The following is a 15055-nucleotide window of genomic DNA, read 5'->3' on the forward strand; positions in this document are numbered from 1 at the left end:
AATCAGCCCATGCCTCGTGGATCCCTGCGCGTCTACCTCGGTGCCGCACCCGGTGTCGGCAAGACCGTAGCCATGCTCGGCGAGGGGGTGCGCCGCCGGGACCGCGGTACCGACGTGGTGGTGGGGGTGGTCGAGACCCACGACCGCCCCTACACCGCGCACATGGTGGGCGACCTCGAGGTGATCCCCCGCGTCGAGGTGGAGCACCGCGGCGCCCGGATGGCCGAGATGGACGTCGACGCGATCCTGGCGCGCCGCCCCGTGCTGGTCCTCGTCGACGAGCTCGCCCACACCAACGTCCCCGGCAGCCGCCACGAGAAGCGCTGGCAAGACGTCAAGGAGATCCTTGACGCGGGCATCGGCGTGATCACCACGGTCAACATCCAGCACCTGGAGTCGCTCAACGACGCGGTCGCGGGGATCACCGGCGTCCGCCAGCGCGAGACCGTCCCCGACCACGTCGTGCGGGCTGCGGACCAGATCGAGCTGGTCGACATGACCCCCGAGGCGCTGCGCCGCCGGCTCGCGCACGGCAACGTCTACAAGCGGGAGAAGGTCGACGCCGCCCTGGCCAACTACTTCCGACCCGGCAACCTCGCCGCCCTGCGCGAGCTGGCCCTGCTCTGGCTGGCGGACCGCGTCGACGAGCGGCTCACCACCTATCGACGGGAGCAGGGCATCCAGGACACCTGGGCCACCCGGGAGCGGGTCCTCGTGGCCCTCACCGGGGGCGACGAGGGCAGCACACTGCTTCGCACCGGCGCGCGGATCGCCTCCCGGGGCGCCGGGGGCGAGCTGCACGCGGTCTACGTCGACCGGGCCGACGGGCTGGGCGGGGCCCCGCTGCCGGCGGTCGCCGAGCAGCGCCGGCTCACCGAGTCCCTCGGCGGGACCTTCCACGTCGTCAGCGGCGAGGACACCGCCGAGGCCATCCTCGAGCTGGCCCGCGCCATCAACGCGACCCAGATCGTCCTCGGCACCAGCCGACGACCGCTGTGGCGCCGGCTGCTCTCCCCGGGCGTCGGGGAGTCGGTGGTGGACGGCTCCGGGGACATCGACGTCCTGATGACCACACATCACCGCGCCGCCATCCGCCGGGTGGACCTCGGCCCCGGGCTCTCCGCCGGCCGGGTGCGCCTCGGCTGGGTGCTCGCGGTCGTGGCCCCGCTGGTCCTCCTGGGGCTGCTCAGCTTCTTTCCCCTCGCGGGGGGCCTGCCCCTGCAGGTGCTGCTCTACCTGCTCCTCACCGTCGTGGTCGCGGCCGTGGGCGGCCTCTGGCCGGCGCTGGTCGCGGCCGTCTCCTCCTCCCTGCTGATCAACTGGTTCTTCACCCCGCCGGTGCGCACCCTGACCATCTCCGACCCGCAGAGCCTGGCCGCGCTGCTCGTCTTCGTCGCGGTGGCGCTGCTGGTGTCCGCGATCGTGCACACCAGCGTCCGCCGGACCGCCCAGGCCCTGGCGGCTCGGCACGAGTCGGCCGTGCTGGTCGAGCTCTCCCACTCGCTGCTCGGCGCCACCGACCAGCTCGGGCTGCTGCTCGACCGGGCGCGCGACATGTTCCATGCCGAGGGCGCCGCCATCGAGCACCGGGACGGCGAGGGCGAGGACGCGCCCTGGCGCGTCCTCGAGCAGACCGGCGACCTGGGCGAGGCGGCCGACCGCACCAAGACCGTCGAGCCGGTGGACGAAGACCACCGGCTGGTCCTGGTCGGGCGGCCGGTCGCGGCGCGGGACTCCCGGCTGCTGGCCGCCTTCGCCGCCCACGCCGGGGCGATCCTCACCCGGCGCGCCCTGCGCCGCTCGGCGCGCACCGCGGACGAGCTGGCCCGGGACAACCGTGCCCGCACCGCCCTGCTGTCGGCGGTCTCCCACGACCTGCGCACCCCCCTCGCCGGCATCAAGGCGGCCGTCACCGGCCTGCGCTCCACCGACGTGGAGTTCAGCCCCGAGGACGAGGCCGAGCTGCTCGAGGCCATCGAGGACGGCACCGACCGGCTGGACGCGCTGATCGGCAACCTGCTCGACATGTCCCGGATCCAGACCGGCGCTCTGGCCGTGCACCCCCGCGACTGCGCCGTGGGCCCCGTGGTCGCCGGCGCCGTCGCCACCGTCAGCCGCCCCGAGCTGGTCCAGGTCGACGACTGCGAGGCCGAGGCGCACGTCGACCCCGGCTTGCTCGAGCGCGTCCTCGGCAACCTCGTCGAGAACGCCCTGCGGCACGGATACGGCTGCCCGGTGACCGTGTCGGCCCGCGCCGACGGCCACCAGGTCGTCCTGCGCGTCGCCGACAGCGGCCCGGGCGCCGACGACGCGACCCGGGAGCGGATGTTCCTGCCCTTCCAGCGCTACAGCGACCAACGGGCCGAGGGCGTCGGCCTGGGGCTGGCGATCGCCCGCGGCCTCACCGAGGCGATGCACGGGACCCTTGAGGCCGACGACACGCCCGGTGGTGGGCTGACGATGGTGGTGACCCTGCCGGCTGCCGGGTCACGGCATACGGTCGAGATCACCGGCGAGGAGGAAGGGAGCGTGACGGCATGAGCGACCGCCCGGCACGGATCCTGGTCGTGGAGGACGACGGCGTCATCGTGCGGACCCTGCGGATCAACCTGCGGGCCCGCGGCTACGAGGTGCTCGTCGCCCACGACGGGCGAACCGCGCTGCAGGTGGCGCACGAGGACCAGCCCGACCTCCTCCTGCTCGACCTAGGCCTGCCCGACCTGGACGGGGTGGAGGTGCTGCGCCGGCTGCGACGCACCTCGGCGGTCCCGGTGATCGTGCTGTCGGCCCGGCGCGAGTCCGACGACAAGGTCGAGGCGCTCGACGAGGGCGCCGACGACTACGTCACCAAGCCCTTCGGGATGGACGAGCTGCTCGCCCGGGTGCGGGTCGCGCTGCGCCGCGCCACCTCCGGCTCCCCCGCCGAGCCCGGGGAGAGCACCCCCGCCCCCGTGCGCACGGCCGACTTCACCCTGGACTTCGCGACCTTCCGCGCCACCCGCGACGGGGTCGACGTGCACCTCACCCCCACCGAGTGGCGCCTGCTCGCCGAGCTGGCCCGGCACCGCGACGTCGTCGTCCCCGGGCGCCAGCTGCTGCAGGCCGTATGGGGGCCCGCCTACGGGCGCGAGTCCAACTACCTGCGGGTCTACGCCAACCAGCTGCGCCGCAAGCTCGAGCCCGACCCGACCCACCCCCGCCACCTGCTCACCGAGCCCGGCATCGGCTACCGGCTCCAGGTGTGACCTGCGCCGCCCGCCCCGGGACCGGGCGCGAGGGGGGCCGCACCTGCCCGGTGCGGCCCCCCTCTCGGCATACGGGTAGCTCAGAAGCCGCCGGAGCGGCCGTGCTGGGTGAGCTCCCAGGCGTCCTCGGACTCCTCGTCCAGGCCCTCCTCGTCGACGACGCGACCGGTGACCATGTCCTCCGAGGCGGACGCGTACCGGTCCGCGGGCGCCGCGGCCTCATCGACGAGCTCGGGGTTCGCCGCGGGGGCGGGGGCGGCTGGCGGCTCCTCGCCCCGCATCACCGCCAGCGTCGCGGGCAGGTCGTCCGGCTTGATCAGCACGTCGCGGGCCTTGGACCCCTCGGAGGGGCCGACCACGCCACGGGACTCGAGCAGGTCCATGAGACGCCCGGCCTTGGCGAAGCCCACGCGCAGCTTGCGCTGCAGCATCGACGTCGAGCCGAACTGCGTCGTGACCACCAGCTCGGTGGCCTGCAGCAGCAGGTCGAGGTCGTCCCCGATGTCGTCGTCGATCTGCTTCTGGGGCGCGACGACGGCCACGTCCTCGCGGTAGCTCGGCTTGAGCTGGTCGGTGACCCGCTTGACGACCTCGCTGATCTCGGACTCGGTGACCCACGCGCCCTGGACGCGCATCGGCTTGGAGGCCCCCATGGGCAGGAAGAGCGCGTCGCCCTGCCCGATGAGCTTCTCCGCGCCCGGCTGGTCGAGGACCACGCGGGAGTCGGCGAGCGAGGAGGTCGCGAACGCCATGCGGCTCGGCACGTTGGCCTTGATCAGACCCGTGACGACGTCTACCGAGGGACGCTGGGTGGCGAGCACCAGGTGGATGCCAGCGGCGCGCGCGAGCTGGGTGATGCGCACGATCGACTCCTCGACGTCCCGCGGGGCGACCATCATCAGGTCGGCCAGCTCGTCCACGATCACCAGCAGGTAGGGATAGGGGTGGATCTCCCGCTCGGAGCCCGGCACAGGCTTGACCTGGCCCGCGCGGACGGCCTTGTTGAAGTCGTCGACGTGCTTGAACCCGAAGTTGGCCAGGTCGTCGTAGCGCTGGTCCATCTCGCGCACGACCCACTGCAGCGCCTCGGCGGCCTTCTTGGGGTTGGTGATGATCGGGGTGATCAGGTGGGGGATGCCGTCGTATGCCGTCAGCTCCACCCGCTTGGGGTCCACCAGGATCATCCGGACCTCGTCGGGGGTCGACCGCATGAGGATGGAGGTGATCAGCGAGTTCACGAAGCTCGACTTGCCGGCGCCGGTGGCCCCCGCCACGAGCATGTGCGGCATCTTGGCGAGGTTGGCGATGACGTAGCCGCCCTCCACGTCCTTGCCGACACCCATCACCATGGGGTGCGCGTTGTTGCGGGCGACCTGGGAGCGCAGGACGTCACCGAGGCAGACGTTCTCGCGGTCGGTGTTGGGGATCTCGACGCCGATCGCGGACTTGCCGGGGATGGGCGACAGGATGCGCACGTCGGCGCTGGCCACGGCGTAGGCGATGTTCTTGGACAGCGCGGTGATGCGCTCGACCTTGACACCCGGTCCCAGCTCCACGACGTACCGCGTCACCGTCGGGCCGCGGGTGAACCCGGTGACCTGGGCGTCGATGTCGAACTGGTCCAGGACGCCGGTGAGGGCCTCGACCACGCGGTCGTTGGCGGCGCTGCGCTCCTTGTGGGGCGGTCCGGGCTTGAGGATCGAGTCCTCGGGCAGGTGATAGGTGATGTCCCCGGCCAGGGCCAGCTGCTCGACCCGCTGCGGCAGCGGCTCGGTCGGGGGAGCCTCCAGCTGCGGCTTGCTGGGCATCGCCGCCGGGGCGGGGGCAGGCGCGGACCCGGCCGCGGCACGAGCAGCGTCCGGCCGGCCGTCGGGTCCGTCGGTGCCGTCCGGGGTGGGCGCGTGGCCCTGGGCGGCGGCGTTGTCCCGGGCGCGGCGCAGGGCCTCGGCCTCTGCGCCGACCGGACGCTTCTGACCGGGGCGCAGTCCGGCACGGGAGGGACGGCCGGTCGGCTCGACCACCGCGGCCTGCTCGTAGGCCTCGTCGCCGGCGCGCTCGTCCAGGTCGGCGTCGGCGCGGTCCCGGCGTCGTCGGGTGGCGCCACCGGCGCGCTGCGTCATCAGGTCCTGGCCGTGGCCGGGCGACCCGTCAGCGTCCCTCTCGCCGCCATCGCCGTGGAAGAGCCGCAGGTAGGCGTCCCGGAGCCGCGGGCCCACCTGGTGGACCGGCGTCGCCGTCACGACGAGCAGGCCGAAGATCCCGAGCAGCACGAGGATGGGCACGGCGCCGTAGACGCTGACGGCCGCCGTGAGCGGGCTGGAGGCGAGGAACCCGATGATGCCGCCTGCCGCCTGCATGTCCTCGGCGGTGCCGCTCGGGGTCGGCACGCCCTTGGCGACGTGCACGATCCCGCACGTCGCCAGCAGCAGCGCGCAGGTCCCGATGGCGATGCGGTTGGTGCCGTGGCCGTCGTCCGGGGCGCGCAGCACGCGCAGCCCGAGGCCGAGCAGCACCAGCGGGAGGACGAGGGCGACGCACCCGATCGTGCCGGCGACGACCGTGTGGACGATCGCGCCGGGCCAGCCGGGCATGTTCCACCACTCGCGGGCGGCGACCACGATGGCGAGCGCCACGAGGGCGAAGCCCACCCCGTCGCGGCGGTGCTCCGGCTCCAGGTCTGCGGCTCCGTGTCCCACGCTGCGCACCCCTCCCCCGACGACATGGGCGAGCCCCATCCAGGTCCCCCGCAGGGCCCGCACGGGCAGGGGCAGGCCACCGTCACGCGTGCGGCCCGGGGCAGGCTTGCGGGTCGCCCCGCCCTTGCTCGAGCCGGGGCGCGTCGATCCGCCACGACTGGTCGAGGAGGAGCGTGTGGAGCTGGTGGAGCCACGGGTCGCCATGTTCCGCAGGCTACGGGACCGGCCCTCGCACCCCTCGCGGCACACGCGCGCCGGTGACCACACTGTGACCCGTGCCCGGCACACCCAGCACGTCCACCCAGCACGTCCACCCAGCACGTCCACCCAGCTCGCCCACCGCGCCGCCCCCACGACCCGGCGCCGACACGCCGACCACGGCATCTGCGAGGATCGGTGCGTTCCGGCATGATCGCTGAGGGCGTGCCCATCGCGGGCCGCACGGGGGCCGTGCTGCACGACGATGACATCGACGTGACGCACGGGCACGACGAAGGACCACGACCACTGATGAAGATCGCTCACGTCACCGACTTCTACCTCCCCCGCCTCGGCGGGATCGAGATGCAGGTCGCAGAGCTCACCGGCCGCCAGCGCGCGGCCGGTCACGAGGTCGTGGTCGTCACCAGCTCGCCGAGCACCCGTGACGCCCCCGACGACAGCGATCCCTACGCCCCGAGCCACACCAGCGCCGGGGTGCCGTTCGGACCCGACGCGGTCGTCCGTCTCACCGACGGCTACCGGGTCCAGCACGCCATCCACCCCGCCGCGTGGCGCGACGGCTGTCGTGAGGTGCGTGAGGGCGGCTACGACCTCGTCCACTGCCACGTGGGCGTCGGCTCGCCGCTCGGCTTCTTCGTCGCCCGCGCGGCCGCCCGCGCCGGCATCCCGACCGTGGTGACCGTCCACTCGCTGTGGGCCTGGGCCATCGGGATCTTTCGTCTGTGCAACCTCGTCTGGGGCTGGACCAAGCTCCCGATCACCTGGACCGCGGTCAGCGACACCGCGGCCCGTCACGTCCGGCGGGTCCTGCCCGACGGCGCCCGGGTGCACGTCATCCCCAACGGCGTGGACCCCGCCCGGTGGACCCGCCGGGGCGGCTACCCCGATCGTGAGGGCGAGCTGACCGTGGCGGCCGTGATGCGGCTCAGCGCCCGCAAGCGGCCGATGCCGCTCCTGCGGATGCTGCGCGACGCCCAGGACCGCCTGGGGTCGACCGCCACGATCCGGCTGCAGGTCGCCGGCTGCGGGCCACGCCAGCGAGCCATGGACCGCTACCTGCGCCGCCACGGCCTCGCCGACCAGGTCACGCTGCACGGCCGCCTGGACCGCGACCACGTCCGGCTCATGCTGGAGTCCAGTGACGCCTTCATCGCGCCGGCCAACCTCGAGTCCTTCGGCCTGGCCGCGCTGGAGGCTCGGTGCGCGGGCCTGCCCATCGTCGCCAAGGCCTCGGGCGGTCTGCCGGAGTTCATCCGGCACGAGCGCGAGGGCCTCATCTGCGAGACGGACGGCGACATGACCCACGCCCTCGAGCGCCTGGCCCGGGACCGCCCGTTGCTGCGGCGGATCCAGCACCACAACCGCACGCAGGACTGCGCCGTCATCTGGCCGCACACCCTGACCCTCCTGGCGGACGTCTACGAGACGGCCGGGGCCGGGGACGTCTCCCTCCTGCCCGAGATCGACCTGTCGCCCCTGCAGGGTGACGAGGCTGTCCGACCCCACCCGCGGGGACGGACCGAGCGGTGACCTCGGTCCTGCTGCTGTCCCTGGCGGCCACCGCCGTCTTTGCCATGAGCTCGGTGCTCAAGCACCGGTCGGCGGGGAGCATGCCCGAGATCTCGGGCAGCGGCCTCGTGCGGGTGCGCAGGTTCGTCCAGGCGATGATCTCCCAACCCCTCTGGCTCGCCGGGCTGGTGTGCGACGCCGGCGGCATCGTCCTGCAGGTGCTGGCCCTGCGCGAGGGCGCGATCTCCGTGGTCCAGCCCATGCTGACCCTCGCCCTGGTGTTCTCCTTGGTGCTGAACGCCTGGTTCCTCAAGCAGCGGCCGTCCGGCCGGGAGGTCGCCCTGGCGCTCACGCTGGTCGCCGGTCTCGTGCTGTTCCTGTGGGCGTCCGGGGCAACCGGTCCCCACGGGCCTGAGGCCAAGGGCGCACGCAACCCGGCCATCTGGGTGGGCGTCGGCACCGCCGTGCTGGTGGTCGCGTGCGTGGCGGTGGCTCGTCGCGTGGGACCACGCCGCAAGGCCGCGCTGCTCGGCACGTCGGTCGCAGCCCTCTATGCCTGCACGGCCGCCCTGATCAAGACCTGCACCCGGATCCTCGAGCACGGCATCCCGGACCTCCTGCTGTCCTGGCAGCTCTACACCCTGCTTGTGGCCGGCGGCCTGGCCCTGGTCCTCAACCAGATGGCCTTCCAGGCCGGTCCGCTGTCCTCCAGCCTTCCGGTCATCGCCAGCCTGGACCCGTTGTTCTCGCTGCTCATCGGCGGTCTCGTCTACGGCGAGCGCTTGCACTCCACCCCCAAGGACCTGGTCCTGGAGGGGCTCGGGCTGGTCGTGCTGCTGGCCTCGGTGTTCGCCCTCAGCCTCCTGTCGGCGCGTCACCAGCAGGACGACGGCGCGGCGGGCGGGTCGGCCGACGAGAGACAGGTCCTCGTCTGACGCGGACCTGCCACGCAGGTCATCCCACCCTGAGCCGCGCCCAGACCGCACGGTGATCGGTGTCCGGGATCGCCGCGACCCCGCTGTCGACCACCCGGAGGTTGCGCACCAGCACGTGGTCGATCTGGGCGAAGGGCGGGTACCACCGGCCCTGCGGCCACGTCGGCTCCCAGCCCTTGCCGGCCGCCCGCGCCGCGTCGGTGAGCGGCGCGACGGCCTGGCGCAGCGGCGGGTGGCTGTAGGTCGCGTTGAGGTCGCCGGCCACGAGCACCGGCTGCTTCGGGTCGAGCCGGGTGACCCGGGCGATCCACGACCCGAGGTCCCCCAGGTCGCTGCCCCAGCGCTCCGGGCTCGTGGGCGCGGCCGGGTGCACCCCTCGCAGCAGGACCTCTCCCCTGCTCGTGCTCAGCAGACCGTATGGCGTCCCGGCGCGGGGGTCGTAGGACGGCGTCACGGCCCGGAGGGGGTCACGGGTCCGCACCACCAGCCCGCTCGCGCGCGGCCCCGGGCGACCCATGGAGTGCGGGTAACGGCCCGACAGGCCGGCCTCGTCCAGGCGCGCCAGCGCGCCCGGCGTCACCTCGACGAGGACCACGACGTCGGCATCGACGCGATCCGCCGTCTCGATCACGCGACGAGCCTGCGCGCGGCCGTACTGCAGGTTGGTCGAGAGGACGACCAGGTCGTCGGGGCGGGGTGGGACCGTGTCGGGCAGGACGGTGGGGGCGGCCAGCCCGGCATACGCGAGGGCCGGGAGCAGGGCCACCGCCAGCGGGCCCCAGGCCCGCGCCAGCAGCAGCGCCACCACGCCGAGGCCCACGAGGACCCCGCCCATCGGTGACAGGGCCTGCAGCGCGAGGAAGCCGGTGCGCTCCGGCACCACGGCCCACCGCAGCGCCAGCAGGCCGGTCCCCAGCAGCGCCAGCGAGGCCCCGGCGACCAGGAGCGCCCTCGAGGAGGGTGACCAGGCCGTCGTCGAGGGCCTCGCGCGGGTCGCCCCGGCCGTCATGCGTCGATGACGACCGGGATGATCATCGGACGGCGCCGCAGCTTCGTGCCGACCCAGGAGCCGAGGGTGCGCCGCACGACCTGCTGGAGGGCATAGGTGTCGGTGGTGCCCTTGGCCATGGCCTCGACCACGGCGCGCTCGACCTGGGGCCGGACCCGGTCGAAGACCTCCTGGTCCTCGGCCACGCCGCGGGAGGTGATCTCGGGCTCGCTGACCACCTCGCCGGTGGAGGTGTCCACGACGACGATGGCGGTGACGAAGCCCTCGTCCCGCAGGATCCTGCGGTCACGCAGCAGCTCGTCGCTCGTCTCCCCACCGAGGGCGGACCCGTCGACGTAGACGTAGCCGCAGGGCACCTCGCCCACGATGCTGGCGACCCCGTCCACCAGGTCCACGACGGTGCCGTCCTGACAGAGCAGCACCCGCTCCGCCGGCACGCCCGTCGCCTCGGCCAGCCGCCCGTTGGCCACGAGGTGGCGCCACTCGCCGTGCACCGGCATGACGTTGCGGGGCCTGACGATGTTGTAGCAGTAGAGCAGCTCGCCGGCGCTGGCGTGGCCGCTGACGTGCACCTTGGCGTTGCCCTTGTGGACGACGTCGGCGCCGAGACGCATCAGCCCGTTGATCACGCGGTAGACGGCGTTCTCGTTGCCGGGGATCAGCGAGGACGCGAGCAGCACCGTGTCGCCGGGCCCGACCTCGATGCGGTGGTCGCGGTTCGCCATACGGCTCAGCGCGGCCATCGGCTCGCCCTGCGAGCCGGTGCACACGAGGACCAGCTGGTCGTCGCGCAGCGAACCGACCTTCTTGATGTCGATGAGCACGCCGGCCGGCACGTGCAGGTAGCCGAGCTCGGCCGCAATCGTCATGTTGCGCACCATCGAGCGACCCACCAGGGCCACCCGCCGGCCCGCCTTGTGGGCGGCGTCGAGCACCTGCTGGACGCGGTGCACGTGCGAGGAGAAGCAGGCCACGATGATCCGGCCCGTGGTGTGCCGAAAGACCTTGTCGATGGCGGGCGCGATCTCCCGCTCCGGCGTCGTGAACCCCGGCACCTCTGCGTTGGTGGAGTCGGTGAGGAACAGGTCGACGCCCTCCTCCCCCAGGCGGGCGAAGGCGCGCAGGTCGGTGAGCCGGCGGTCCAGCGGCAGCTGGTCCATCTTGAAGTCACCGGTGTGCAGGAGGGTCCCCGCGGCGGTGCGCACACAGACGGCGAGCGCGTCCGGGATCGAGTGGTTGACGGCCACGAACTCCAGGTCGAAGACGCCGGCCTGCTCGCGCTGGCCCTCGCGGACCCCCAGCGTGTAGGGGGTGATCCGGTGCTCCTTGAGCTTGGCCTCGACCAGGGCCAGGGTCAGCTGGGAGCCGATGAGGGGGATGTCGGGCTTGCGCTTGAGCAGGTAGGGCAACGCGCCGATGTGGTCCTCGTGCCCGTGCGTGAGGACGACGGCGTCGACGTCGTCCAGGCGCCCCTCGAGGTAGTCGAAGTCCGGGAGGATCAGGTCGATGCCGGGGTGGTGCTCCTCGGGGAAGAGCACGCCGCAGTCGATGATCAGCAGCCGGCCGCGGTGCTCGAGCACCGTCATGTTGCGGCCGACCTCGCCGAGGCCGCCGAGCGCGACGACCCGCAGGCCGTCCTTCGCCAGCGCGGGCGGGGTGGTGGGGACCTCGGTCACGAGGCCGGGTGCAGCGGAAGCAGAAGTCACATCAGTCCTGAGCTGTGGAGGCCGGATCGGACGATCTCGACCTGGTCGTCGGTGGCCGCGACCAGCGGCAGGCGCACGTCGGCGTGGGCGATGACGCCCAGCTCGACGAGGGCCGCCTTGGTCATGATGGCCCCCTGGGTCACGTTCATCACGGCGTCGACGACGGGCACGAGGCGGCGATGGATCTCGCGCCCCCGCTCGACGTCGCCGCCCTGGAGGGCCCCCACCATCTCGGCATACGCGTCCCCGGCCACCTGGGCGACGACGCTGACGATGCCGACGGCGCCGAGCGCCAGGTGGGAGAAGTTGGCGACGTCGTCGCCGGAGTACCACTGCAGGTCCGTCTCGCGCTGGACCTTGGTCGCCGCCCACAGGTCGCCCTTGGCATCCTTGACGGCCACGATGCGCGGGTGGTCCGCGAGCCGGACGAGCAGCTCGGTGGGGATCGGCACGCCCGCCCGGCCGGGGATGTCGTAGAGCATGACGGGCAGCTCGGTGGCGTCGGCCACCGCTCGGAAGTGGGCCTCGAGCCCGGCCACGGGGGGCTTGTTGTAGTAGGGCGTCACCACGAGGAGACCGTCCGCACCCGCGTCCGCGGCCTGGCCGGCGAGCTCGATGGTGTGCCGGGTGTCGTTGGTGCCGACACCGGCGATGACGTGCACCCCCTCGCCGACGGTATCGCGCACGAGGCGGACCAGCTCGGCCTTCTCGTCGTCCGTCGTCGTCGGCGACTCGCCGGTGGTGCCGTTGACGACGATGCCGTCGTGGCCGTGCCCGACGAGGTGGCGCGCGACCTGCTGCACCCCGTCGCGGTCGATCGCACCGCCGGGCAGCATCGGGGTCACCATGGCCGACAGGACGCGGCCGAACGCGGGTGAGGTCGTCATGAGGTCAATGTATCCCGCGATGCCGGGCCCGGTCGGTGACCGCCACGGGCGCCGGCAGCCGGGCCGGAGGCGGAGGAGGGGGACGAGGGGACGAGGGGGACGAGGCGGGTAGACATGTGAATCGCGTAGCCACCCGCTCGGGGGTCCGGGTGGCTACGCGATTCACGAGATACATCGGCCAGTGGGCCCGTCTCGTTACACCGTCGCCGGACCGGATGGTGTGACCTGGCTCACATCCACGCCGTGAGTGCCCGCGCCGGTCGATGACGGTATGCCGGACCCACCCCGCTACCGTGGTCGCCATGCAGCAGTACCTCGACCTCCTCGACCACGTCCTGACGACCGGGGTGGACAAGTCGGACCGCACGGGGACCGGCACCCGCAGCGTCTTCGGCCACCAGATGCGGTTCGACCTCGGCCAGGGCTTCCCGGTCCTCACGACCAAGAAGCTCCACCTGAGGTCGATCATCGGCGAGCTGCTGTGGTTCCTGCGGGGCGACACCAACGTGCGCTGGCTCCAGGAGCGCGGCATCACGATCTGGGACGAGTGGGCCGACGAGCACGGCGACCTCGGCCCCGTCTACGGCCACCAGTGGCGGTCCTGGCCGACCCCCGACGGTCGGTCGGTCGACCAGATCGACCAGGTCGTCACCTCGTTGCGGACCAACCCGGACTCGCGCCGGCACATCGTGTCGGCCTGGAACGTCGCCGACGTCGACCGCATGGCCCTGCCGCCGTGCCACACCATGTTCCAGTTCTACGTGGCCGAGGGGCGCCTGTCCTGCCAGCTCTACCAGCGCAGCGCCGACATCTTCCTCGGGGTGCCCTTCAACATCGCGTCGTACGCCCTGCTCACCATGATGGTCGCCCAGCAGACGGACCTCGAGCCGGGCGACTTCGTGCACACGCTCGGCGACGCCCACCTCTACGCCAACCACCTCGACCAGGCGCGGCTGCAGCTCACGCGCTCGCCCCACCCGCTGCCGACCATGCACATCGCTCGCCGGCCCTCCATCGACGCCTACGAGCTCGAGGACTTCACCCTCGAGGGCTATGTGGCCGACCCGTCGATCAAGGCCCCGATCGCCGTATGACGTCCAGGACGCTCACCCTCGTCGCCGCCGTGGGACGCAACGGCGCGCTCGGGCGCGAGGGGGCCCTGCTGTGGCGGCTGCCCGGTGACCTCCCGCGGTTCAAGGCCCTGACCGAGGGACGTCCGCTGGTCATGGGCCGCAAGACCTACGAGTCCATCGGGCGCGCCCTGCCCGGCCGGCGCACGATCGTGATCACCCGTGACCCCGGGTGGTCCGTGGCCGACGCGGAGTCCGCGTCCTCCCTGGAGGAGGCCCTGGCCCTGGCCGGCGAGGGAGAGGTGTGCTGCGGTGGCGGGGGCGAGATCTATGCCCTCGCCCTGCCCCTGGCGGACCGGCTCGAGCTGACCGAGGTGGACGACGCCCCGGAGGCCGACACGTGGTTCCCCGAGGTCGATCGCGAGCAGTGGCGCGAGGTCCGGCGCGAGCAGGTCGCCGGGACCGACGCCCACCCGGGCTTCGCGTTCGTGACCTACGACCGCGTGAGGGGCTGAGGCGCGTGCGCAACCGCGCCGTCCTGCTGCTCATGCTCCCGGCGGTCCTGGCCGCGGTGGGTGTCGCCGTGGCCTGGACCCGCTCCCGCGAGCTGGCGGCCCGGGCGAGGGCTGGGCGGCGCGGCCGGGCGCTCGTCTGGCCCCTCACCCTCGGCGGCGCGCTGGTCGGGCTCTTCGTGGGGGTGGTCGTGGGTGTGCTGACGGGCCTGGTGGGGGGGCATGCCGACCTCGGCCGCGACGCGATGGACGGCACCTTCCTGCTCGTCCCGGGGATGCTCGCGGGGCTCGGCGCGGGCCTCGCCCGGTGGGCGACCATCACGGCCGTATGGCGCCGCCCGACCCGCGTGCACCGACCACGTCTGCGCCGGCCGGGCCGACGCTGACCTCTGGCTCGACGCTGACCTCTGGGTCGACGCCGACGTCCGGCGACGGGTCTGCGGTGAGCTCCCACAGGCGGTGCTGCTCGTCTTCGGCGAGGCCGGGCAGCCCCAGCCCGAACCTCCCCCGCAGCTGCTCGACCCACTCCTCGGCGGTCGTGAGGTGACGCACCTGCCAGCCCTGGGGGGTGCGGATGCGCAGCGTCCTCAGGTGCAGCATCTCCACGGCCCCGGAAGTCCTGCGCTGGGCCCAGGCGGTGCGGCGGTAGGGCGAGTCGGGGTCGCGGCACACCCGGTCGTACAGCTGCTCGAACGAGGCTGGCGCGGCCGGGGCGAGGGTCAGCTCCACGGCGCGCAGGGCACGTGGACGACGATCGTGCTCGATCCTCCACACCCCCTCGCCGCGGTGGCGGACCTCGTAGCGGAAGCCGCCCTGCAGGTAGGTGCCCGGCAGGAGCGGGAGCGGCTCCAGGTGGCCCGTCCCGGTGCCCACGTCCAGCAGCCACCGCACCCCGTCGACGGTGGCGGTGACGACGCAGTGTTCACCGTGGTGCCGGCTCGCCTCGAGCTGGAAGGTCGACTGGGCCGTCGCCCGGTGCAGCACCGGGTCGAGGCCCAGCTCACGCAGCAGCCAGCACAGACCGACGTTGAGCTGCAGGCACCCGCCGCCCTCGCCGTCCAGGAGGGCCTCGACGAGCTCCGGCTCCACCAGGCGCGGGACGCGACCGCGGACCATCCACACGGTGTCGTGGGCGAAGCGGTCCACGTGCGCCGCGTGCACCCGAGCGAGGTAGCGGGCGGTTGGGCGCTGACGGGGCAGCCCCAGCTGGTCGAGGTAGCGCTGCACGAGATCCCCCATGCCTCGACCCTAGGCCTGCCTGCGA

12 protein-coding genes are annotated in these 15055 nt (G+C 73.1%); 7 read left to right on the forward strand and 5 right to left on the reverse strand.

Annotation, left to right across the window (positions count from 1 at the left end):
- Nucleotides 1-9 precede the first annotated feature (9 nt).
- Together GGG17_RS08800 and GGG17_RS08805 are read left to right on the forward strand one after the other, a co-directional pair.
- The gene (locus GGG17_RS08800) at nt 10-2541 is read left to right on the forward strand and encodes an ATP-binding protein (RefSeq protein ID WP_154593364.1); all 2532 of its coding nucleotides are present in this window, start codon (nt 10-12) and stop codon (nt 2539-2541) included.
- Nucleotides 2538-3245 (forward strand): response regulator, encoded by a 708-nt coding sequence (locus GGG17_RS08805; protein ID WP_154593365.1) that lies wholly within the window; start codon nt 2538-2540, stop codon nt 3243-3245. Before GGG17_RS08800 ends, GGG17_RS08805 begins: the two co-directional genes overlap by 4 nt.
- An 80-nt stretch (nt 3246-3325) precedes the next feature.
- On the opposite strand, the gene GGG17_RS08810 is transcribed toward GGG17_RS08805, so the two are convergent.
- Nucleotides 3326-6145, reverse strand: coding sequence for a DNA translocase FtsK (locus GGG17_RS08810; protein ID WP_154593366.1), 2820 nt, complete (start codon nt 6143-6145; stop codon nt 3326-3328).
- 204 nt (nt 6146-6349) lie between these two features.
- On the opposite strand from GGG17_RS08810, the gene GGG17_RS08815 reads away from it, so the two are divergent.
- Both GGG17_RS08815 and GGG17_RS08820 read left to right on the forward strand, forming a co-directional pair.
- A complete protein-coding gene (locus GGG17_RS08815; RefSeq protein ID WP_154593367.1) occupies nt 6350-7693 on the forward strand; it encodes a glycosyltransferase family 4 protein in 1344 nt (447 codons plus the stop codon).
- Nucleotides 7690-8607 carry a DMT family transporter gene (locus tag GGG17_RS08820; protein ID WP_154593368.1) on the forward strand — a complete coding sequence of 306 codons (918 nt, stop codon included), beginning with the start codon at nt 7690-7692 and terminating at the stop codon, nt 8605-8607. Before GGG17_RS08815 ends, GGG17_RS08820 begins: the two co-directional genes overlap by 4 nt.
- Nucleotides 8608-8626: 19 nt before the next feature.
- On the opposite strand, the gene GGG17_RS08825 is transcribed toward GGG17_RS08820, so the two are convergent.
- The 3 genes from GGG17_RS08825 to dapA are packed head-to-tail and all read right to left on the reverse strand — an operon-like array spanning nt 8627 to nt 12209.
- Entirely contained in the window at nt 8627-9616 is a 990-nt protein-coding gene (locus GGG17_RS08825; RefSeq protein ID WP_154593369.1) for an endonuclease/exonuclease/phosphatase family protein, read from the reverse strand.
- Complete coding sequence (locus tag GGG17_RS08830; protein ID WP_311966541.1) at nt 9613-11292, reverse strand: ribonuclease J; 1680 nt, start codon at nt 11290-11292, stop codon at nt 9613-9615. Before GGG17_RS08830 ends, GGG17_RS08825 begins: the two co-directional genes overlap by 4 nt.
- Nucleotides 11293-11318: 26 nt before the next feature.
- The gene (dapA, locus tag GGG17_RS08835; protein WP_154593370.1) at nt 11319-12209 is read right to left on the reverse strand and encodes a 4-hydroxy-tetrahydrodipicolinate synthase; all 891 of its coding nucleotides are present in this window, start codon (nt 12207-12209) and stop codon (nt 11319-11321) included.
- 302 nt (nt 12210-12511) lie between these two features.
- Between dapA and GGG17_RS08840 the strand changes: the two genes are divergently transcribed.
- From GGG17_RS08840 to GGG17_RS08850, 3 genes are read left to right on the forward strand one after another with little or no spacing between them, the layout of a single operon-like run.
- Complete coding sequence (locus tag GGG17_RS08840) at nt 12512-13303, forward strand: thymidylate synthase (RefSeq protein ID WP_154593371.1); 792 nt, start codon at nt 12512-12514, stop codon at nt 13301-13303.
- Nucleotides 13300-13794: a dihydrofolate reductase gene (locus tag GGG17_RS08845; protein WP_154593372.1), complete on the forward strand. Its 495-nt coding sequence runs from the start codon at nt 13300-13302 to the stop codon at nt 13792-13794. The genes GGG17_RS08840 and GGG17_RS08845 overlap by 4 nt, the downstream gene beginning before the upstream one ends.
- 5 nt (nt 13795-13799) lie before the next feature.
- Entirely contained in the window at nt 13800-14177 is a 378-nt protein-coding gene (locus GGG17_RS08850) for a hypothetical protein (RefSeq protein WP_154593373.1), read from the forward strand.
- Here the strand turns inward: GGG17_RS08850 and GGG17_RS08855 are convergent.
- Entirely contained in the window at nt 14110-15030 is a 921-nt protein-coding gene (locus tag GGG17_RS08855; RefSeq protein ID WP_154593374.1) for an arylamine N-acetyltransferase family protein, read from the reverse strand. The two genes, GGG17_RS08850 and GGG17_RS08855, sit on opposite strands and share 68 nt — an antisense overlap.
- Between the last annotated feature and the right edge of the window lie 25 nt (nt 15031-15055).

It is taken from the genome of Arsenicicoccus cauae (assembly GCF_009707125.1).
In the GTDB taxonomy this organism is placed as follows: Bacteria; Actinomycetota; Actinomycetes; order Actinomycetales; family Dermatophilaceae; genus Arsenicicoccus; species Arsenicicoccus cauae.

What these genes read in the sequence shown, in the direction of transcription:
- GGG17_RS08800 (WP_154593364.1), top strand. Translation starts at nt 10, where the DNA reads ATGCCTCGTGGATCCCTGCGCGTCTACCTCGGTGCCGCACCCGGTGTC.
- GGG17_RS08805 (WP_154593365.1), top strand. Translation starts at nt 2,538, where the DNA reads ATGAGCGACCGCCCGGCACGGATCCTGGTCGTGGAGGACGACGGCGTC.
- GGG17_RS08810 (WP_154593366.1), bottom strand. Translation starts at nt 6,145, where the DNA reads ATGGCGACCCGTGGCTCCACCAGCTCCACACGCTCCTCCTCGACCAGT.
- GGG17_RS08815 (WP_154593367.1), top strand. Translation starts at nt 6,350, where the DNA reads ATGATCGCTGAGGGCGTGCCCATCGCGGGCCGCACGGGGGCCGTGCTG.
- GGG17_RS08825 (WP_154593369.1), bottom strand. Translation starts at nt 9,616, where the DNA reads ATGACGGCCGGGGCGACCCGCGCGAGGCCCTCGACGACGGCCTGGTCA.
- dapA (WP_154593370.1), bottom strand. Translation starts at nt 12,209, where the DNA reads ATGACGACCTCACCCGCGTTCGGCCGCGTCCTGTCGGCCATGGTGACC.
- GGG17_RS08840 (WP_154593371.1), top strand. Translation starts at nt 12,512, where the DNA reads ATGCAGCAGTACCTCGACCTCCTCGACCACGTCCTGACGACCGGGGTG.
- GGG17_RS08845 (WP_154593372.1), top strand. Translation starts at nt 13,300, where the DNA reads ATGACGTCCAGGACGCTCACCCTCGTCGCCGCCGTGGGACGCAACGGC.
- GGG17_RS08855 (WP_154593374.1), bottom strand. Translation starts at nt 15,030, where the DNA reads ATGGGGGATCTCGTGCAGCGCTACCTCGACCAGCTGGGGCTGCCCCGT.